This window comes from Serratia sp. CY40230 (assembly GCF_052168835.1).
GTDB lineage: Bacteria > Pseudomonadota > Gammaproteobacteria > Enterobacterales > Enterobacteriaceae > Serratia > Serratia nematodiphila.
In genome coordinates this window covers 453166-472824 of record NZ_JBJNLX010000002.1, presented here as the reverse complement: position 1 = coordinate 472824, position 19659 = coordinate 453166, and the positions used below count along the sequence as shown (strand labels likewise).

16 protein-coding genes are annotated in these 19659 nt (G+C 63.7%); 14 read left to right on the top strand and 2 right to left on the bottom strand.

The features are described from left to right. The first annotated feature begins 117 nt into the window (after positions 1 to 117). The 14 genes from phnC to urtE all read left to right on the top strand — a co-directional run bounded on the left by phnC (position 118) and on the right by urtE (position 19013). Positions 118 to 951: a phosphonate ABC transporter ATP-binding protein gene (phnC, locus tag ACJ8IJ_RS09380; RefSeq protein WP_004939485.1), complete on the top strand. Its 834-nt coding sequence runs from the start codon at positions 118 to 120 to the stop codon at positions 949 to 951. A gap of 41 nt (positions 952 to 992) precedes the next feature. Then, positions 993 to 1925, top strand: coding sequence for a phosphonate ABC transporter substrate-binding protein (gene phnD / locus ACJ8IJ_RS09375; protein WP_004939482.1), 933 nt, complete (start codon positions 993 to 995; stop codon positions 1923 to 1925). A gap of 78 nt (positions 1926 to 2003) precedes the next feature. Continuing rightward, positions 2004 to 2867 carry a phosphonate ABC transporter, permease protein PhnE gene (phnE, locus tag ACJ8IJ_RS09370; protein ID WP_442518646.1) on the top strand — a complete coding sequence of 288 codons (864 nt, stop codon included), beginning with the start codon at positions 2004 to 2006 and terminating at the stop codon, positions 2865 to 2867. Continuing rightward, entirely contained in the window at positions 2864 to 3763 is a 900-nt protein-coding gene (gene phnE, locus ACJ8IJ_RS09365) for a phosphonate ABC transporter, permease protein PhnE (RefSeq protein WP_048322480.1), read from the top strand. The genes phnE (ACJ8IJ_RS09370) and phnE (ACJ8IJ_RS09365) overlap by 4 nt, the downstream gene beginning before the upstream one ends. Positions 3764 to 3871: 108 nt before the next feature. Further along, complete coding sequence (locus tag ACJ8IJ_RS09360) at positions 3872 to 4336, top strand: DUF1456 family protein (RefSeq protein WP_004939471.1); 465 nt, start codon at positions 3872 to 3874, stop codon at positions 4334 to 4336. A gap of 177 nt (positions 4337 to 4513) precedes the next feature. Then, a complete protein-coding gene (locus tag ACJ8IJ_RS09355) occupies positions 4514 to 7081 on the top strand; it encodes a putative mucin/carbohydrate-binding domain-containing protein (protein ID WP_442518566.1) in 2568 nt (855 codons plus the stop codon). Positions 7082 to 7304: 223 nt separating this feature from the next. Then, positions 7305 to 9134, top strand: coding sequence for an allophanate hydrolase (atzF, locus tag ACJ8IJ_RS09350; RefSeq protein WP_004939467.1), 1830 nt, complete (start codon positions 7305 to 7307; stop codon positions 9132 to 9134). A gap of 2 nt (positions 9135 to 9136) precedes the next feature. Further along, the gene (gene uca / locus ACJ8IJ_RS09345) at positions 9137 to 12757 is read left to right on the top strand and encodes an urea carboxylase (protein ID WP_442518565.1); all 3621 of its coding nucleotides are present in this window, start codon (positions 9137 to 9139) and stop codon (positions 12755 to 12757) included. Between the two features lie 14 nt (positions 12758 to 12771). Continuing rightward, entirely contained in the window at positions 12772 to 13482 is a 711-nt protein-coding gene (locus ACJ8IJ_RS09340) for a GntR family transcriptional regulator (RefSeq protein ID WP_033634128.1), read from the top strand. A gap of 35 nt (positions 13483 to 13517) precedes the next feature. Further along, positions 13518 to 14786: an urea ABC transporter substrate-binding protein gene (gene urtA / locus ACJ8IJ_RS09335; RefSeq protein ID WP_154870564.1), complete on the top strand. Its 1269-nt coding sequence runs from the start codon at positions 13518 to 13520 to the stop codon at positions 14784 to 14786. 56 nt (positions 14787 to 14842) lie between these two features. Continuing rightward, complete coding sequence (gene urtB / locus ACJ8IJ_RS09330; RefSeq protein ID WP_154870565.1) at positions 14843 to 16423, top strand: urea ABC transporter permease subunit UrtB; 1581 nt, start codon at positions 14843 to 14845, stop codon at positions 16421 to 16423. Continuing rightward, positions 16423 to 17499, top strand: a complete 1077-nt coding sequence (urtC, locus tag ACJ8IJ_RS09325; RefSeq protein ID WP_049187239.1) for an urea ABC transporter permease subunit UrtC — start codon at positions 16423 to 16425, stop codon at positions 17497 to 17499. The genes urtB and urtC overlap by 1 nt, the downstream gene beginning before the upstream one ends. Next, positions 17496 to 18302 (top strand): urea ABC transporter ATP-binding protein UrtD, encoded by an 807-nt coding sequence (gene urtD, locus ACJ8IJ_RS09320; RefSeq protein ID WP_015377102.1) that lies wholly within the window; start codon positions 17496 to 17498, stop codon positions 18300 to 18302. The genes urtC and urtD overlap by 4 nt, the downstream gene beginning before the upstream one ends. Before the next feature lie 12 nt (positions 18303 to 18314). Continuing rightward, positions 18315 to 19013 carry an urea ABC transporter ATP-binding subunit UrtE gene (gene urtE, locus ACJ8IJ_RS09315; protein WP_004939445.1) on the top strand — a complete coding sequence of 233 codons (699 nt, stop codon included), beginning with the start codon at positions 18315 to 18317 and terminating at the stop codon, positions 19011 to 19013. A gap of 7 nt (positions 19014 to 19020) precedes the next feature. Here urtE and ACJ8IJ_RS09310 read toward each other — a convergent pair whose 3' ends face one another. Together ACJ8IJ_RS09310 and ACJ8IJ_RS09305 are read right to left on the bottom strand one after the other, a co-directional pair. Further along, the gene (locus tag ACJ8IJ_RS09310; RefSeq protein ID WP_049187241.1) at positions 19021 to 19320 is read right to left on the bottom strand and encodes a type II toxin-antitoxin system RelE/ParE family toxin; all 300 of its coding nucleotides are present in this window, start codon (positions 19318 to 19320) and stop codon (positions 19021 to 19023) included. After that, the gene (locus tag ACJ8IJ_RS09305) at positions 19305 to 19568 is read right to left on the bottom strand and encodes a type II toxin-antitoxin system ParD family antitoxin (RefSeq protein WP_004939442.1); all 264 of its coding nucleotides are present in this window, start codon (positions 19566 to 19568) and stop codon (positions 19305 to 19307) included. The genes ACJ8IJ_RS09310 and ACJ8IJ_RS09305 overlap by 16 nt, the downstream gene beginning before the upstream one ends. Between the last annotated feature and the right edge of the window lie 91 nt (positions 19569 to 19659).

Sequence of the window (19659 nt, the reverse complement as noted above, 5' to 3'; positions counted from 1 at the left end):
TGCGCACGCCGGGGCGGCACGCGTCACGCCCCGGCCATAAAACCATCATCCCACTGTCATAAACTTATCCGTTAATAGGTGCCCATAATGATTAGCCACTGAAACCAGAGAAATCATATGGCTCAGGCACTGTTAAAATTGGCGCAGCACGAGTTCCCAGGGCAGCATGCCGCCGCATCCCGCAAAGTGTTATCGGTAAAGGGGCTCGGCAAGGCCTACAAAGCGCAGCAGCGCGTGCTGGATGACATCAATTTCGATCTGCACGCCGGCGAGTTCGTGGCGGTGATCGGCCGTTCCGGCGCGGGCAAGTCCACGCTGTTGCACACCCTCAACGGCACCATTCCTTCCAGCTGCGGCGAGATGCTGCACTTCGAAGACGATGGCGTGGCGCAGGATATCGCCCAGCTTGCCGGTCGCCAGATGCGCCAGTGGCGCGCGCGCTGCGGCATGATCTTCCAGGACTTCTGCCTGGTGCCGCGGCTGGACGTGATGACCAACGTGCTGCTGGGGCGCCTGAGCCACACCTCCACCCTGAAATCCTTCTTCAAACTGTTCGATGACGCCGACCGCGCTCGCGCCATCGAGCTGTTGCAGTGGCTCAACATGCTGCCGCACGCGCTGCAGCGCGCCGAGCACCTCTCCGGTGGCCAGATGCAGCGCGTCGCCATCTGTCGCGCGCTGATGCAAAACCCGCAAATCCTGCTGGCCGATGAGCCGGTGGCGTCGCTCGATCCGAAAAACACCCGCCGCATCATGGACGCGCTGCAGAAAATCAGCGAAGACGGCATCGCGGTGATGGTGAACCTGCACTCGGTCGAACTGGTGAAAGAGTATTGCTCGCGGGTGATCGGCATCGCCCACGGGAAGATCGTGTTTGACGGGCATCCTTCGCAACTGAACGAACGGATCCTGCACCAGCTGTATGGCGAGGAAGCCAATCAGATCCATTGAAGCACTTTTGACCTTTACCCTATACACACAAGGCACACCTAATGAAAAAAGTATTGAGTCTGACCACCCTGATGGCCGGCGCGATGATGGTCTTTAATGCTGCCGCAGCGGATGCGCCGAAAGAGCTGAACCTGGGCATTCTCGGCGGCCAGAACGCCACCCAGCAGATCGGTGATAACCAGTGCGTGAAGCAGTTCCTGGATAAAGAGCTGAACGTCGATACCAAGCTGCGCAACTCGTCCGACTATTCCGGCGTGATCCAGGGCCTGCTGGGCGGCAAGATTGACCTGGTGCTGAGCATGTCGCCGTCGTCGTTCGCCTCGGTCTACATCAAGGATCCGAAAGCGGTGGACATCGTCGGCATCGCGGTCGACGACGTCGACCAGTCGCGCGGCTACCACTCGGTGGTGGTGGTGAAGGCCGGCAGCCCATACCAGAAACTGGAAGACCTGAAGGGCAAAGCCATCGGCTTCGCCGATCCGGATTCCACCTCCGGCTTCCTGATCCCGAACCAGGCGTTTAAAAAGCTGTTCGGCGGCACGGTCGACAACAAATACAACAACACCTTCTCCAGCGTCACCTTCTCCGGCGGCCACGAGCAGGACATCCTCGGCGTGCTGAACGGCCAGTTCGAAGGCGCGGTGACCTGGGCGTCGATGATCGGCGATTACAACACCGGCTACACCAGCGGCGCGTTCACCCGCATGATCCGCATGGATCACCCGGACCTGATGAAACAGATCCGCATCATCTGGCAGTCGCCGCTGATCCCGAACGGCCCGATCCTGGTGAGCAACTCGCTGCCGGCCGACTTCAAGGCCAAAGTGGTCACCGCCATCAAGAAGCTGGATAAAGACGATCACGCGTGCTTTATCAAAGCGATGGGCGGCAAACAGCACATCGGCGACACCACCCTGGCGGAATACCAGACCATCATCGATATGAAGCGCGAGCTGACCAAAGGTGACCGTTGATTCCCGGCTGCCTCGGCCGCCCGAATGAAGGGGTTCAGCATGCTGAACCCCTTGTTCCATAACGATGGAAGACCTGTTTTGAATACCGATTTCGCACACTATTACCAACGGATCCGCAGCAAGCAAAAGCGCGAAGCGCTGCTGTGGTCGCTCGGGCTGGTGGTGCTGTACCTGGGCGCCGGCAACCTCGCCGAGTTCAACCTGCACACCGTCTGGGTGTCTATTCCGCACTTCTTCGACTATCTGGCCGAAACCGTTCCGACGCTGCACTGGCACCTGCTGTTCGCTGACGGGCGCACCGAAGGCTCGCTGGCCTATTGGGGCTATCGCCTGAACATCCAACTGCCGCTGATCTGGGAGACCCTGCAGCTGGCGCTGGCGGCGACCATTTTTTCGGTGCTGGTGGCGACCGTGCTGGCGTTTCTGGCGGCCGGCAACACCTATACCCCGGCCTCGGTGCGGCTGGCAATCCGCACGCTGGTGGCGTTTCTGCGCACCATGCCGGAGCTGGCGTGGGCGGTGATGTTCGTGATGGCGTTCGGCATCGGCGCCATTCCCGGCTTCCTGGCGTTGGCGCTGCACACCATCGGCAGCCTGACCAAGCTGTTCTACGAATCGATCGAAACCGCCTCCAACAAACCGGTGCGCGGGCTGGCGGCCTGCGGCGCCACGCCGCTGCAGCGCATGCGCTTTGGCCTGTGGCCGCAGGTGAAGCCGGTGTTTCTCTCCTACAGCTTCATGCGGCTGGAGATCAACTTTCGCCAGTCGACCATTTTGGGGCTGGTGGGGGCGGGCGGCATCGGCCAGGAGCTGATGACCAACATTAAACTCGACCGCTACGATCAGGTCAGCATGACGCTGCTGCTGATCATCGTGGTGGTTTCCGTGCTCGACTACGTGTCGGGCGAGCTGCGCAAGCGCGTGGTGGAGGGGGAAAAATGATAGCGGGCACTCCGGCATCGGCGGAAACGCTGCGCCAGTTGAAACAGCAGCATCCGGCGATCTTCGCGCAGCAGGGGCGCTACCTGCGCACCGTCGGCCTGATCGCCTTGGCGATCGTGCTGTACTACGTGTTCTTCTTCCTGGTCTTCGGCATTAGCTGGCCGCAGTTTATCAACGGCTGCCAGCAGCTGGGGCGCTATTTCCTGCGCATGTTCGTCTGGCATGACTTCGCCAACTGGCCGTTCATGTACTACTTCCAGCAGATTGGCATCACCATCGCCATCGTGTTCGCCGGCACCATCACCGCGTCGCTGATCGCGCTGCCGCTGTCGTTCTTCGCCGCGCGCAACGTGATGTCGACGCCGTTGCTGCGGCCGATCTCCGTGCTGGTGCGCCGCTTGCTCGACGTGCTGCGCGGTATCGATATGGCGATCTGGGGGCTGATCTTCGTGCGCGCCGTCGGCATGGGGCCGCTGGCCGGGGTGTTGGCTATCGTGATGCAGGACGTCGGGCTGCTGGGCAAACTGTACGCCGAAGGGCACGAGGCGGTGGACAAGTCCCCGAGCCGCGGCCTGACGGCGGTGGGCGCCAACGGGTTGCAGAAGCACCGCTACGGCATCTTCACCCAGTCGTTCCCCACCTTCCTGGCGCTCAGCCTGTACCAGATCGAATCCAACACCCGCTCTGCGGCGGTGCTGGGCTTCGTCGGCGCCGGCGGCATCGGCCTGGTGTACGCGGAGAACATGCGGCTGTGGAACTGGGACGTGGTGATGTTCATCACCCTGATCCTGGTGGTGGTGGTGATGATCATGGACAAGGTCTCGTCGCTGCTGCGCAACAAGTACATCATCGGCGAAGACATCCCGCTGTATCAGCAAAAAAGCCAAATCGATTGAGAAACCCCTTGCCGATCCCTATACTGCCGCACATTCAAGGTGTGTGGCAGTCATTTCGTTTCGCAATGTGCGCACGTCCCCGTTAGACAAATAAGGCAATGCAATCCCATGATGAACAACGACGTGCTGCGCAGCGTGCGCTATATGCTGAGCATTAACAACGCCAAAATGGTCGAGATTATCAAACTGGACGATTTCGAGGTGGCGGTGTCGGCGATGGACGCTTACGTGATCAAAGAAGGCGAGCCGGGCTACGAGAAGTGCCCGGACGAAGTGATGGCGCACTTCCTCAATGGCCTGGTGTTCTTCAAGCGCGGCAAGGACGACAAGTTCCCGGCGCCGGCGGTTGAGCTGCCAATCACCAACAACCTGGTGCTGAAAAAGCTGCGCGTGGCGTTCGAGCTGAAAGACACCGACATGCACCAGATCTTCACCGCGGTGGACTTCCGCATCTCCAAGCCGGAGCTGAGCGCGCTGTTCCGCAAAGAGGGCACCAAGAACTACCGCCCGTGCGGCGATCAGATGCTGCGCTACTTCCTCAAAGGGCTGGCGCAGCGCGTTCGCGGCGAGTAACGCGCAGCGTTCACCGAACATCAGGCGCAATCGCAAGGTTGCGCCTTTTTTATTGCCGCTCTCCCGCCCGCCGTTGTTGTACAGGCCCTCAGCCATCCGTCATCGATGGAGGGCGTGCCGCCTATCCGGTTACTTTTTCATGGTCAATTCAATCACCCAAACCATGAGGAAAGCAGGATGCCAACCATCACGAAAACCCAATCACTTTACACGTTGACCCGGCCGGTCTGGCTGGATGCGGCAGGCATGAGCAAGGGCATCGACCACGATCGCCAGCACCTGGGCATTATTCTCGCCGCCGGGCAGGTGCTGCGAGTACGCCAGACCAACGCGGCGTTTACCGGCAAGCTCACGCTGCGCTTGCTGAATGACGACAGCAAAACGGAGGCGGAATTCAGCGTTGGCGCGAGCTGGGTCGAGGCCCAGGTCAATGCCGTCTCGGTGCCGTTCATCGATACGCCGTATGGGCAGGGCGAGCCGGCGCTGGAGTTCGAGTACCCGGACACGGCGAAAGCGCTGCCGGTCTATCGCCGTGGCGAAAACGAAGCCGCATTCTTTGCCCGCTGGGACGATCGGGACGCCGAGTTTGCCCTGGTCGATGCGGAGTACGCGGTGTTGCTGGTGCCGAAAATCAGTAAACCGGCGCTGAAGTCTCTGGGCGAAGCGAAAAACATCGACGGTCTGATCGCCTACTACGATCGCATTTTCACTTTCTACAATGCGCTGACCGGCGTCTCGTTCGAGGCTGAACACGAATCCGATCGCAATATTCGCAACCGCTATTTTATGAAGGCCGATAAGCACGGCGCCGGCGCCGCGTATTACGGCGGCCGCTGGACGGCGGAAACCAGCGACTCGGTCAGCAGCTTCTGGCTGACGCCGAAAGACAGCAACTGGGGCAGCCTGCATGAGATCGCGCACGGCTATCAGGGACATTTTATGGGCGACAAATATTTCTCCACCGGTGAGATGTGGAACAATATTTATGCCGCTTGCTATCAGGACGTGATGCTGGGAGAGCGTAAATACCAGGAAGGGTGGCTGTATAACTACGGCAACGCGGCCGGCGTCGAGAAGAAAATCATCGATTTGATCGCTCAGGGCACGCCGCTCAACCAGTGGGATCTGCGCTCCAAGCTGTTCTTCGCGATGCTGATGGTCGACAAGGCAGGCAAGAACGCCTTCACGCACTTTAATCAGCAATATCGTCAAAGCTGCAACACGCCGGGCTTCGTGCCGTCCGAACATGCCTTGCTGGATCTGCTGTCGGCAAGCTTCGCCGCGGCCGGCGAGCAGATCGACGTGACGCCGTTCGTCGAGTTGACCGGCGGCGTGATCACGCAAACGCAGCGCGATCTCAACGCATTCAGCCACGCCAGGGCGGTATATCCGCTGTATCAACTGGTGGATGCGCAGAGCTTGCCGGCGGTGCAGGCGCAGCTGAAGCTGGATTCCTCCCTGCGCCTGGTCGATTCTTATCAGCTCAAGGCGAGCGGCCTGAAAGGCGATGTCACTCTGAGTCTGGATATCGATGACTTTGCGCAGATCTACGGTGAAGACCTGATCCTGATGGAAGGGGCGCGCTATGCCCACAAAGTCCGTATCGACACGCCGACCCTGGCGCTGACTGCGCTGCCGATCGGCGTGTATACCTTGCGGTTGCCGACCGGCAAAGATCGCAAATATCGGCCGACGGCGGGTTACCTGACGGTGAGGCAGGGGAAAAACGCGGTCACGCTTCGCTTTGAGCGCAAAGCCGCTTCGCCGATCGTTTCGCAGGAGATCAATCTGTTGGGCCTGAGCGATGCGGTCTTCGCCACCGTGGTTGTCGATCGCGCCAAAGGAGCGGTGGTGGTTGACGTGACCAGCACCACGCCGCACGCCTACTTCCCCGGTGAAACCTATGCCCGGGTGACGCTGCGCGATCGGCAGGGCGCGGTGCGCTTCAGCAAGGAGATTCAGGGCACTCAGGCTACCTTAAGTCATGACGAGCTGCCGTTTGCCGAGGGCGATGACATCGAGATTTACCATGTGGAGCCGAGTCGGGTGCGCCTGAATCCGGCGGCGACCGGGGTTATCGATAATAAAAACAAAACCAACGTGCTGCGTATCGAAAAAAGCGGGCTGAAAAACCCGGCGCTGTCCGGCGATCCTGAACAAGCGCTGCTGACGCGCCTGGAACAGGCGGCGCAGCGTTTGCGCCATCTGCTGCCGGCTTACTATGCACCATCGTCGTCGTTCAAAGATGATATTTATCTGGCGATCGGCGCCTTTGCCGAGCCGCAGCGCGAGTCACTGTTGGCGACCTATCGGGATTGTCTGCCGGCCGACAATACGCCGCCGGGCGCTAACGTCGGCAATGCGTTTACCGTGGCGTGCAAAGGGATTGGCGATCGCCAGTTCCTGACCGGCGCCATCGATCTGGTGAAGAAAACCGTTACCGTCACGCTGGCGGCGGGGATTGCTCACCACTACTTTGCCGACAGCTACGCCTTCCTCAGCGTGACGGATGCGGACGGCAATGTCTTGCTCAGTTACGACGTCATCGGCAGCCAGAATCAACCGGCCAAAACCTGGGTGTTGCCGCTGTCGGGTTACGGCGGTGAAGTGATTCATCTGCGGCATGAAGAGCCGGACAACCGCCTGGCGATCGTCAACGAAATGCAGCACCTGCGGCTGACGGAGAAGGGCAAGCAACAGACCTACTGCATTACGCCGGTCGGTTTGAAACGCATCAACGACTGATCCCCATCGGCCTGTGGGGCGGCGAGTGTCGCCGCCCCGTTTTTTCCTCTGCGTCATCCCGCCATTGCACTCTTTTTGTTCCCCCGCTGCGCACCGCTGGTGCAGCCCGTTTGCCGCCGCTGTCATAAGTTTTAATTATAATTTATTGAAATCATGAGATTAAAAATTGGCACGACGGTTGCTCTGTTGGATCCCATCTTGTGTACCAGATGGAATTCAGCCGATGAGCGAACCTGTTGAAGCGTGCGGTTTTACCCTCAGTGAATGGCAGCACCATTATCAAACCCGTCCGGCGGGCGAGCGCCTTGCCTGCGTCAGTGCGACGATCGAAACGCTGGTCGCCGGCCTGAACCCGGACGATAACGCCTGGCTGTATCTCGCCACGCCGGCGCAGCGCGAGCAGCAGTATCGGCAGCTGGCACAGAGGCTCGAGGCGGTCGCCGGCGATCTCAGCCGCCTGCCGCTGTTCGGCGTGCCTTTTGCCATCAAAGACAATATCGACGTCGGCGGCTGGCCGACCAGCGCCGCCTGCCCGGCGTTCACCTATCAGGCCGCGGCGGACGCCACCGTGGTCGCCCACCTGCGCGCCGCCGGGGCGATCGCCCTCGGTAAAACCAACCTCGACCAGTTCGCTACCGGGTTGGTGGGCACCCGCTCACCTTATGGCGCGGTGGTCAACAGCTTCGACAGTCGCTACGTCAGCGGCGGTTCCAGTTCCGGCTCCGCTTCGGTGGTGGCGCGCGGCCTGGTGCCGTTCGCGCTGGGTACCGATACCGCCGGTTCGGGGCGCGTGCCTGCCGGGTTCAACAACATCGTCGGGCTGAAGCCGACCAAAGGGCGGTTGTCCAACCGCGGCGTGGTGCCGGCCTGCCGGTTGAACGATACGGTGTCGGTCTTCGCGTTGACGGTGGCCGATGCCGCGCAGGTGGCGGAGCTGGCGAGCGGCTTTGACGCGGCAGACCCATATTCTCGTGCCGATCCGTATACCGCGCCGGCGGATATCCCCGCCGCGCCGCGTTTCGCCGTTCCCGCCCAGCTGGAGTTTTTCGGCGACGTGCAGGCCGAGCGGGCGTTTCACCGAGCGCTGGCGCAGCTGCAGGCGGGCGGCGCCACGCTGGAACCCCTCGATTTCGCGCCGTTTCGCACCCTGGCGGAACAGCTGTATTACGGGCCCTGGGTAGCGGAGCGCACGGTGGCGATTGAGCAGGTGCTGGAAGCGAGCCCGCAGGCCATCGATCCGGTGGTGCGCGGCATCGTTGGTAACGGCCTGGGCTACAGCGCCTGCGACGCCTACAAGGCGGAATACCTGCGCGCCGAGCTGGCGCGGCAGATCGGCCAGCGGCTGGCGTCGTTCGACGCGCTGGTGGTGCCGACCGCGCCCACTATCCGCACCCTGGCGGAGATGGCGCAGGAACCGGTGCTGTTCAATTCGCAGTTCGGCACTTACACCAATTTCACCAACCTGGCCGATCTGAGCGCGCTGGCGCTGCCGGGGCCGCTGCGCGAAGACGGTCTGCCGGCGGGTATCACCCTGATTGCGCCCGCCTGGCATGACCGGGCGCTGGCGGCGTTTGGCCTGCGCTGGCAACGGCAAAGCGCCTTGCCGCTCGGCGCTATCGGCCGGGCATTGCCGCCGCAGCCGGCGCCGGCCCCGTCTTCGGGACACGTGCGTTTGGCGGTAGTGGGTGCTCACCTCAGTGGCATGCCGCTCAACGTCCAGCTGACGCAGCGCGACGCGGTGCGGGTGGAACAAACCGTCACCGCCCCCTGTTACCGCCTGTACGCGCTGGCCGAGACCGAGCCGCCGAAGCCGGGGCTGGCGCGTGCGGCGCAGGGGGCGGCGATCCGCGTAGAGCTGTGGGACATCCCGCTGGCCCGTTTCGGCGAGTTTGTGGCGGAAATCCCGGCGCCATTGGGCATCGGCACGCTGCTGCTGGCGGACGGCCGGCGGGTGAAGGGATTTATCTGCGAAGCCTGGGCGCTGGAAGGTGCCACGGATATCACTGAGTTTGGCGGCTGGCGCGACTATCTCGCCAGCGTTAAGGGGGCATGAACATGTTTACTACCGTACTGATCGCTAACCGCGGCGAAATTGCCTGCCGCGCCATTCGCACCCTGAAACGCCTGGGCGTCACCAGCGTGGCGGTTTATTCCGACGCCGACCGCAATGCGCCGCACGTCACCGAAGCCGACAGGGCGGTGGCGCTCGGCGGCGACAAGGCCGCCGACAGTTACCTGCGCATCGACAAGATCCTCGCGGCCGCAGCGGCCACCGGCGCGCAGGCGATCTACCCCGGCTACGGCTTTTTGTCCGAGAGCGCCGAGTTTGCCGAAGCCTGCGAGGCGGCGGGCATCGCCTTTATCGGCCCGACGGCGGCGCAGATGCGCGAGTTCGGCCTCAAGCACCGGGCGCGCGAGCTGGCGGCGTTGGCCGGGGTGCCGATGACGCCGGGCACCGGCTTGCTGGAGAGCGTTGAGCAGGCGGTTACCGCCGCCGCGCGCATCGGCTACCCGGTGATGCTGAAAAGCACCGCCGGCGGTGGCGGCATCGGCCTGACGCGCTGTGACGACGAGGCGGCGCTGCGCGACGCCTACGACAGCGTCAAACGGCTGGGAGAACAGTTCTTCCGCGACGCCGGCGCCTTTATCGAACGCTTCGTCGATCGCGCGCGCCACGTCGAGGTACAGATTTTCGGCGACGGTCAGGGGCGGGTGGCTGCGCTCGGCGAGCGCGACTGTTCGCTGCAGCGCCGCAACCAAAAGGTGGTGGAGGAAACCCCGGCGCCGCATCTGCCGGCGGCGACCCGCCAGGCGCTGCATCGGGCGGCGGTGGCGCTGGGCGAGTCGGTGAATTACCGCAGCGCCGGCACCGTGGAATTCATATACGACGCCGCGCGCGACGAGTTTTATTTCCTGGAAGTGAACACCCGCTTACAGGTAGAGCACCCGGTTACCGAGATGGTCACCGGTCTGGATCTGATCGAATGCATGCTGCAGGTGGCGGCGGGCGACGCGCTGGATTGGGCGGCATTGCGCCGCGCGCCGCAGGGCGCGGCGATCGAGGTGCGCCTCTATGCCGAAGATCCGCTGAAAAACTTCCAGCCCAGCCCTGGCGTGCTGACCGAGGTGCATTTCCCGACGGACGTGCGCCTCGACGGCTGGGTGGCGACCGGCAGCGAAGTCTCGGCGTTTTACGACCCGATGATCGCCAAGCTGATCGTGCACGGCGCGGATCGGGCGCAGGCGCTGGAAAAATTGCGCGTGGCGCTGGCGGCGACCCGTTTGCACGGCATCGCCACCAACCTCGACTATCTGCGGCAGGTGATCGCCACGCCGCAATTTCAGCGCGGCGACGTCTGGACGCGCCTGCTGGACGATTTGCGTTTCCAGCCGCACTGCCTCGAAGTGCTGCAACCCGGCACCTACAGCAGCGTGCAGGATTATCCCGGCCGCCTCGGCTATTGGGACATCGGCGTGCCGCCGTCCGGCCCGATGGACGACTTCGCGTTTCGGCTGGCCAACCGCATCGTCGGCAACCACCCGGCGGCGGCCGGGCTGGAGTTTACCCTGCAGGGGCCGACGCTGCGCTTTCACTGCGACGCCACCATCGCGCTGACGGGCGCCAGCTGCCCGGCCGATCTGGACGGCGAGGCGGTTGCGTATTGGCGGCCGATTACGGTGCGGGCCGGGCAGGTGCTGACGCTGGGGCGCGCTACGCACGGCTGCCGTACCTATCTGGCGGTGCGTAACGGCTTCGACGTGCCGGTATATCTCGGCAGCCGCTCTACCTTCGCGCTCGGGCAGTTCGGCGGCCACGCCGGGCGCACCTTGCGCGTGGCGGACATGCTGGCGATCGCCCAACCGGCGCTGGCGGCCAGCACCACCCCGGCGCCGATCGCCGCGCCGCAGGCGATGGACGACAGCCTGATCCCGCACTACGGCGATCAATGGCACATCGGCGTGCTGTACGGGCCACACGGCGCGCCGGACTTTTTCACCGCCGAATCGATAGAGGCCTTCTTCGCCACCGACTGGCAGGTGCATTACAACTCCAACCGCCTCGGCGTGCGCCTGGCGGGGCCGAAGCCCGAGTGGGCGCGGGAGGACGGCGGCGAGGCCGGTTTGCATCCTTCCAACGTGCACGACTGCGAGTACGCCATCGGCGCGATCAACTTCACCGGCGACTTCCCGGTGATCCTGACCCGCGACGGGCCCAGCCTCGGCGGCTTCGTTTGCCCGGTGACCATCGCCAAGGCTGAACTGTGGAAAGTGGGGCAGGTGAAGCCGGGCGACCGCATCCGTTTCCATCCGATCGGCTTCCGGCAGGCGCAGTCGCTGGAGCAGGCGCAGCTTGGCAGCATCGAAGCGCTGGCGGCGGTGAAGGCCATCACCCTGCCGCCGCCGGATCTGGCCCCGGCGGAGACCGTTTCCGCCGCGGTGCTGGCGGCGCTGCCGGCGGCGGAGGGGCGCCCGGCGGTGGCGTATCGCCAGGCGGGGGACGGCTACATCCTGATGGAGTACGGCGACAACGTGCTCGATCTGGCGCTGCGCCTGCGCATTCATCTGCTGATGCAGTCGCTGCGTGAGGAGGCGATACCGGGCGTGGCGGAGCTGGCTCCGGGCGTGCGTTCGCTGCAGATCCGCTACGACAGCCGGCAGATTAGCCAGGCCGACCTGCTGCAGCGCCTGCTGGCGCGCGAACGGGCGCTGGGGGACGTCAGCCGTCTGAAGGTGCCGACGCGCACCGTGTGGCTGCCGATGGCGTTCGAGGATTCGGCCACGCTGGGGGCGGTGGATCGCTATCAGCAGACGGTGCGCGCCTCGGCGCCCTGGCTGCCGAACAACGTCGATTTCATTCAGCGCATCAACGGCCTGAGCCGACGCGAGCAGGTGCGCGACATTCTGTTCGACGCCAGCTACCTGATCCTCGGGCTGGGGGACGTGTACCTCGGCGCGCCCTGCGCGGTGCCGCTCGATCCGCGCCATCGCCTGCTGAGCTCCAAATACAACCCGGCGCGCACCCATACCGCCGAAGGGACGGTCGGCATCGGCGGCATGTACATGTGCATCTACGGCATGGACTCGCCGGGCGGTTACCAGCTGGTGGGGCGCACGCTGCCGATCTGGAACAAATTCCTCAAAAACCCGCAGTTCACCGCCGGTGAGCCCTGGCTGCTGCGCTTTTTCGATCAGGTGCGCTTCTACCCGGTCAGCGAGCAAGAGTTGGACGAGCAGCGCGAAGCGTTCCGCGAAGGGCGCATGCAGGTGCGCATCGACGAGAGCGAGTTCGACTTCGCCGCCTACACCCGTTTCCTGGCCGACAACGCCGGGGCGATCGCCGACTTCCAGCATCGCCAGCAGCAGGCGTTCAGCGCCGAAGTGGCGCGCTGGCGCAGCGATGACGACGAGGCCGAGGCGCAGCTGTTGCCGCCGGAGGAAGAAGACGCCATCGACGGCGATCTGGTCAGCGCCGATCTGAACGGCAGCGTGTGGAAGATCCTGGTAGAGCCGGGGCAGGCGGTGGCGGCCGGGCAGCCGCTGATCGTGGTCGAGGCGATGAAAATGGAGCTGGCGGTCACCGCGCCGCGCGCCGGGATCGTTAAACGCATCAGCTGCCGGCAGGGGCGGCCGGTCGGGCCGGGCGACGCCCTGCTGTGGCTGGAAAAGGCGGTCTGAACGGAGGAGCGATGATGCAAATCACCAACGGAGAGCACAAGGCGCGCCCGGAGGGGCTGGCGGAGCGCATTTATCTGCAGCTCAAGGCCGACATCTTCGAGTTTCGCCTGCTGCCGGGCGATCGCTTCAGCGAAAGCGAGGTGGCACAGCGCATGGCGGCCAGCCGCACGCCGGTGCGCCAGGCGCTGTTTCGGCTGGAGCGCGAAGGCTATGTCGAGGTGCTGTTTCGCAGCGGCTGGCAGGTGCGGCCGTTCGATTTCGCCTACTTCGAAGAGCTGTACGACCTGCGCATCGTGCTGGAACAAGAGGCGGTGAAACGGCTGTGCGAACGCCCGGCCGGGGAAACGCCAGGCGCGCTGGCGGCGCTGAGCCGTTTTTGGGCCGAAGCGCCGCGACTGGCGGACGGCAAGGCGGTGTCGCAGCACGATGAGCAGTTTCATCAGGCGTTGGTGGCCGCGGCGGGCAACGGCGAAATGGCGCGCATTCACCGCGAACTGACCGAAAAGATCCGCATCATTCGCCGGCTGGATTTCACCCAGCAGGCGCGGGTGGACGCCACCTACCGCGAACACGCCGCCATTTTGCAGGCGATCCTGCAGCGGCAAAGCGGGGCGGCGCAAACGCTGCTCGGCGAGCATATCGCCGTCAGCAAGGCAGAGGTACGAAAAATAACGCTGCACATGTTGCACCAGGCGCGGGCTCAGCAGCCTGCGCGCTCGGCGTAACGATTTTGATTTCACACACATCAGGAGTTTGAACTATGCAACGTCGTCGTTTTATCAAAGCTTTTGCGCTGTCCGCCGCCGCGATCGGCATGGGTCTGGCCTGGAGCGCGCAGGCCGCCGACACCATCAAGGTCGGCATTCTGAGTTCGCTCTCCGGCACCATGGCGATTTCCGAGACGCCGCTGAAGGATGTGGCGCTGATGACCATCGACGAGATCAACGCCAAAGGCGGGGTGCTCGGCAAAAAGCTGGAGCCGGTGGTGGTGGATCCGGCCTCCAACTGGCCGCTGTTCGCCGAAAAGGCGCGCCAGCTGCTGAGCCAGGACAAGGTGGCGGCGGTGTTCGGCTGCTGGACTTCGGTGTCGCGCAAGTCGGTGCTGCCGGTGTTTGAGGAGCTGAACGGGCTGTTGTTCTATCCGGTGCAATACGAAGGCGAAGAGATGTCGCCGAACGTGTTCTACACCGGCGCGGCGCCGAACCAGCAGGCGATCCCGGCGGTGGAATACCTGCTGAGCGAGGACGGCGGCGGTGCCAAGCGCTTCTTCCTGCTGGGCACCGATTACGTCTATCCGCGCACCACCAACAAGATCCTGCGCGCCTTCCTGCACAGCAAAGGCGTGCAGGACAAGGATATCGAAGAGGTCTATACGCCGTTCGGCTACAGCGATTACCAGACCATCGTCGCCAACATCAAGAAATTCGCCGCCGGCGGCAACACCGCGGTGATTTCCACCATCAACGGCGATTCCAACGTGCCGTTCTACAAAGAACTCGCCAACCAGGGCGTCAAGGCCACCGACGTGCCGGTGATCGCCTTCTCGGTCGGCGAGGAAGAGCTGCGCGGCATCGACACCAAACCGCTGGTGGGCAACCTGGCGGCCTGGAACTACTTCGAATCGTTGGATAACCCGACCAACAAACAGTTTGTCAGCCAGTGGAAGGCCTACGCCAAGGCGCACAATCTGCCGAATTACGCCACTGCGGTCACCAACGATCCGATGGAGGCCACCTACGTCGGCCTCCACATGTGGGCGCAGGCGGTGCAAAAGGCCGGCACCACCGACGTCGATAAGGTGCGCGCGGCGATGGCCGGGCAAACCTTCGCCGCGCCGTCGGGCTTCACGCTGACCATGGACAAAACCAACCACCACCTGCACAAACCGGTGATGATTGGCGAAATCGAGAGCAACGGCCAGTTCAACGTGGTGTGGCAGACCGAAGCGCCGGTGCGCGCGCAGCCGTGGAGCCCCTATATCGCCGGCAACGACAAAAAACCGGATTACCCGGTGAAAGGCGGCAAGTAACTTCACTCAGCGCCGGCGCGGCTCGACGCGCGCCGGCCCAACAGAAGAGGCAGCTGATGCAATCTCCGTTTTTATCCTCTCTGCGCGCCGGGCTGTGGCTGCTGTGCGCCTGGCCCCTGCTGGCGCAGGCCGGGCCGGCCGATGAGTTCGCGGCGGCCACTCGCGTGCAGCAGGCCAAACTGCTGCAGGCGTGGGCGGCCGAGCCGGATCCCGCGCGCCTGCCGTTGCTGCAGGGGCTGCAGCAGGAAACCGTGGCGATCGACGGGGCGAAACGCGCCTTTATCCGCCAGGGCGATCGCTATCTGCCGCTTGAAGGTGGGGCGGCCCCGGTTGGTGAACCGAAGAAGGTGTGGCTGAACAACCGGCTGCGCATTCTGATCGCCAACGCGTTGTCGGCGCAGCGGCTGGTCAGCGCGGATGCGGCGGTGCGGCTGCAGGCGGCGACCGCGCTGCAGCGCGAGGCGCAGGGCGAGCAGTTGCCGCTGTTGACCCGGCGGCTGGCGCAGGAGAAAGACCCGCAGGTACGCGACGCGCTGAGCATTGCGCTGGCGAACCTGCAATTGACCGACGCCAGCCCGCAGGTGCGCTTCAATGCAGTGCGGCTGCTGGGGGAATCGGGCGAGCCGGAAACCCGCGCGCGCCTGCAGGCGTTGACCGACGCGGCCAATGAGCCGGACGCCGCGGTGCGCGCCGAGGCGCAACGCAGCCTGCAGCGCGTGCAGCATCGCCTGATGATCGGCGATCTGCTCGGCCAGGCGTTCAGCGGCCTGTCGCTCGGTTCGATCCTGCTGCTGGCGGCGCTTGGTCTGGCGATCACCTACGGCCTGCTCGGCGTCATCAATATGGCGCACGGCGAAATGCTGATGCTCGGCGCCTATTCGGCCTATCTGGTGCAGGGGCTGTTTCAACAGTTTGCGCCGCAGTGGTTGGCGCTCTATCCGTTGGCGGCGCTGCCGGTGGCGTTCGCCATCACCGCCGGGATCGGTATGGCGCTGGAGCGCACGGTGATCCGCCACCTGTACGGCCGGCCGCTGGAAACCCTGCTGGCCACCTGGGGCATCAGTCTGGTGCTGATCCAGCTGGTGCGGGTGCTGTTCGGCGCGCAGAACGTCGAGGTCGCCAACCCGGCGTGGCTGTCGGGTGGCGTGCAGCTGTTGCCGAATCTGGTGTTGCCGTGGAACCGCATCGCGGTGATCGCGTTCGTGCTGCTGGTGCTGGCGTTGACCTGGCTGCTGCTGAACAAAACCCGGCTCGGCATGAACGTGCGCGCGGTGACGCAAAACCGCGCGATGGCCGCCTGCTGCGGCGTGCCCACCGGGCGGGTGGACATGCTGGCCTTCGGGTTGGGATCCGGCATCGCCGGGCTCGGCGGGGTGGCGCTGTCGCAGCTGGGCAACGTCGGGCCGGAGCTGGGGCAAGGTTACATCATCGATTCGTTCCTGGTGGTGGTGCTCGGTGGCGTCGGCCAGCTGGCGGGGACGGTGGCGGCGGCCTTTGGCCTCGGCATCGTCAATAAGATCCTCGAGCCGCAGATCGGCGCCGTGCTGGGCAAGATCCTGATCCTGGTGCTGATCGTTCTGTTTATTCAAAAGCGCCCGCAGGGGCTGTTCGCCCTTAAGGGCAGGGTGATTGACTGATGAGCCAACCATTGACCGTAACCGGCGTGCAGAAAGCGCCCCGGCTGGCGTTGAGCATCGGCGGGTTGGCGTTGCTGGCGCTGCTAGTGATGCCGTTCATGACGCTGTTGCCGGCGGATCATCCGCTGGCGGTGTCCACCTATACCCTGACGCTGGCGGGCAAGATCCTGTGCTACGCGGTGGTGGCGGTGGCGCTCGATCTGGTGTGGGGCTATGCCGGGCTGCTGTCGCTCGGCCACGGGCTGTTCTTCGCGCTCGGCGGCTACGCCATGGGCATGTACCTGATGCGGCAGGCGGCGGGCGACGGGTTGCCGGCGTTTATGGCATTCCTTTCCTGGACTGAGCTGCCGTGGTTCTGGAGTGGCACCCAGCATTTCGCCTGGGCGCTGTGCCTGATCGTGCTGGTGCCGGGCCTGCTGGCCTTTCTGTTCGGCTACTTCGCCTTTCGCTCGAAAATCAAAGGGGTGTATTTCTCGATCATGACCCAGGCGCTGACCTATGCCGGCATGCTGCTGTTCTTTCGCAACGAGACCGGTTTCGGCGGCAATAACGGCTTTACCGGTTTCACCACGCTGCTCGGCTTTCCCATCACCGCCGCCGGCACGCGGGTGGCGCTGTTCCTGGCGACGGTGCTGCTGCTGGCCGCCAGCCTGGCCATCGGCTTTGCCCTGGCGCGCAGCAAGTTCGGCCGGGTGCTGACCGCGGTGCGCGATGCGGAAAACCGCCTGACCTTCTGCGGCTACGATCCGAAGGGCTTCAAGCTGTTCGTCTGGACGCTGTCGGCGGTGCTGTGCGGGCTGGCCGGCGCGCTCTATGTGCCGCAGGTCGGCATCATCAACCCCGGCGAAATGTCGCCGACCAACTCGATCGAGGCCGCCATCTGGGTGGCGCTCGGCGGGCGCGGCACCCTGGTGGGGCCGCTGCTCGGCGCCGGCATCGTCAACGGCGCCAAGAGCTGGTTCACCATGGCCATTCCCGAATACTGGCAGTTCTTCCTCGGCCTGATGTTTATCGTCGTCACGCTGTTTCTGCCCAAAGGGGTGATCGGCCTGCTGCGGCGGAGGAAAACCTCATGAAGGCGATGCAAGTGACCGACGAACTGTTTACCCATCCGCTGCCGGCGGACAAATACCGGCAGCAAACCGATCCGGTGCTGCAGCTCGACAACGTCAACGTCAGCTTCGATGGTTTTCGCGCGCTGACCGATCTGTCGCTGCGCATTGGCGTCGGCGAACTGCGCTGCGTGATCGGCCCCAACGGCGCCGGCAAGACCACGCTGATGGATGTGATCACCGGCAAAACCCGGCCGGACAGCGGCAGGGTGTTTTACGATCAGACCGTCGACCTGACCCGGCTGGCGCCGATGCAGATCGCCCACGCCGGCATTGGCCGCAAGTTTCAAAAACCGACGGTGTTCGAGGCGCTGACGGTGTTCGAAAATCTGGAGATCGCCCAGAAAACCCGCAAGTCGGTGTGGGCCTGCCTGCGCGCGCGCCTGAGCAGCGAACAGCGCGATCGCATCGATGAGATGCTGAAGACCCTGCGGCTGGGGCATGAGCGCCACCGGCCCGCCGGGTTGCTGTCCCACGGGCAGAAACAGTTTCTTGAGATCGGCATGCTGCTGGTGCAGGAACCGCACCTGCTGCTGCTGGACGAACCGGCTGCCGGCATGACCGACGCCGAAACCGACTACACCGCCGAACTGTTCCGCGAGCTGGCGGGCAAGCATTCGCTGATGGTGGTGGAGCACGACATGGGGTTTGTGGAAACCATTGCCGATCGCGTGACGGTGCTGCATCAGGGGCAGGTGCTGGCGGAAGGATCGCTGGCGCAGGTGCAGGCCGATGAACGGGTGATTGAGGTATATCTGGGGCGCTGAGGAGGCGTAATCATGCTGCAGGTAGAGGAATTGAATCAGTTTTACGGCGGCAGCCACATTCTGCGCGGCCTGTCGTTCGAGGCGCGCATCGGCGAGGTGACCTGCCTGCTGGGGCGCAACGGCGTGGGCAAGACCACGCTGCTGAAATGCCTGATGGGGCTGATCCCGGCGCGCAGCGGCAGCGTCCGTTGGCAGGGCGAAGCCATCACCGGTAAAAAGCCGCATCAGCGGGTGCAGGCGGGCATCGCCTATGTGCCGCAGGGGCGGGAAATCTTCCCGCGCTTGACGGTGGAGGAAAATCTGCTGATGGGGCTGGCGCGCTTTTCCGGCGCCGACGCGCGCGCGGTGCCGGATCCGATCTATGATTTGTTTCCGGTGCTGCGGCAGATGAAGGATCGGCGCGGCGGCGATCTTTCCGGCGGGCAGCAACAGCAGCTGGCGATCGGCCGAGCGCTGGCCTGCCGGCCGCAGCTGTTGATCCTCGACGAGCCGACGGAAGGGATCCAGCCTTCGGTGATCAAGGAGATCGGCGCGGTGGTCAAACAGCTGGCGGCGCGCGGCGATATGGCGATCCTGCTGGTGGAGCAGTTCTATGACTTCGCCGCCGATCTGGCGGACAGCTATCTGGTGATGTCGCGCGGCAGCATCGTGCAGCGTGGCGCCGGCAGCAATATGGAACAGGACGGCGTACGCGGGCTGGTGGCGATTTGACGTTGGGTCAGCTGAAAAAGGATTGGCTGAGCGGATCGCGGGAATGATGCAGCACTCTGATGATATTCACCTCCCGCCTGTGCTGTCGAAAATAAATCAGGTGGTTGGCGACGGGTAATACCCATAGACCGGGGCCGATTGCATCGAGGTTTCTGCCGAGTTGGTGGTGGCCAAGGTTATCGAAAGCCTGATGCAGGCGGCGCAGATAATCTTCGGCCACCTGTAAGCCAAAGTGCGCCAACCCGTAAAAATAGATCTCTTCCATATCGTCCAAGGCTTTTGGACGAACGGTTACTCTCCTGCGCATCCTTTTGCTTTGCTCCGTATTCTTTCCATGAACACATCACGATCCCATTCGACGGCTTCGCCGCTGTTCTCTCCTTCAGCGATCAAGCGCCTAAGCTCTTCCAGCTTTGAGGCGGCGGTACGTTCGCGCAAAGTGCGCACGGATTCGCGGATGACTTCGCTGGGCGTGCGGTAATCGCCGCTGGCAACCAGGTCTTCGACGAAGCTACGCAGTTCGTCACCCAGATCTACCGTTAGTGTTCTGCCCATTGTTCCTCCTCACTTTCGGCTATGCTGCGTCATTGTAAGATTAGTTCTTACATTGTGCACATCAAACAATCAGGATCTCAATAGCGGTCCC

Bases quoted from the DNA above. Each gene is read 5' to 3' on its own strand.
- phnC (WP_004939485.1), top strand. From the start codon at position 118: ATGGCTCAGGCACTGTTAAAATTGGCGCAGCACGAGTTCCCAGGGCAG.
- phnD (WP_004939482.1), top strand. From the start codon at position 993: ATGAAAAAAGTATTGAGTCTGACCACCCTGATGGCCGGCGCGATGATG.
- phnE (WP_048322480.1), top strand. From the start codon at position 2,864: ATGATAGCGGGCACTCCGGCATCGGCGGAAACGCTGCGCCAGTTGAAA.
- ACJ8IJ_RS09360 (WP_004939471.1), top strand. From the start codon at position 3,872: ATGATGAACAACGACGTGCTGCGCAGCGTGCGCTATATGCTGAGCATT.
- ACJ8IJ_RS09355 (WP_442518566.1), top strand. From the start codon at position 4,514: ATGCCAACCATCACGAAAACCCAATCACTTTACACGTTGACCCGGCCG.
- atzF (WP_004939467.1), top strand. From the start codon at position 7,305: ATGAGCGAACCTGTTGAAGCGTGCGGTTTTACCCTCAGTGAATGGCAG.
- uca (WP_442518565.1), top strand. From the start codon at position 9,137: ATGTTTACTACCGTACTGATCGCTAACCGCGGCGAAATTGCCTGCCGC.
- ACJ8IJ_RS09340 (WP_033634128.1), top strand. From the start codon at position 12,772: ATGCAAATCACCAACGGAGAGCACAAGGCGCGCCCGGAGGGGCTGGCG.
- urtA (WP_154870564.1), top strand. From the start codon at position 13,518: ATGCAACGTCGTCGTTTTATCAAAGCTTTTGCGCTGTCCGCCGCCGCG.
- urtB (WP_154870565.1), top strand. From the start codon at position 14,843: ATGCAATCTCCGTTTTTATCCTCTCTGCGCGCCGGGCTGTGGCTGCTG.
- urtC (WP_049187239.1), top strand. From the start codon at position 16,423: ATGAGCCAACCATTGACCGTAACCGGCGTGCAGAAAGCGCCCCGGCTG.
- urtD (WP_015377102.1), top strand. From the start codon at position 17,496: ATGAAGGCGATGCAAGTGACCGACGAACTGTTTACCCATCCGCTGCCG.
- urtE (WP_004939445.1), top strand. From the start codon at position 18,315: ATGCTGCAGGTAGAGGAATTGAATCAGTTTTACGGCGGCAGCCACATT.
- ACJ8IJ_RS09310 (WP_049187241.1), bottom strand. From the start codon at position 19,320: ATGCGCAGGAGAGTAACCGTTCGTCCAAAAGCCTTGGACGATATGGAA.
- ACJ8IJ_RS09305 (WP_004939442.1), bottom strand. From the start codon at position 19,568: ATGGGCAGAACACTAACGGTAGATCTGGGTGACGAACTGCGTAGCTTC.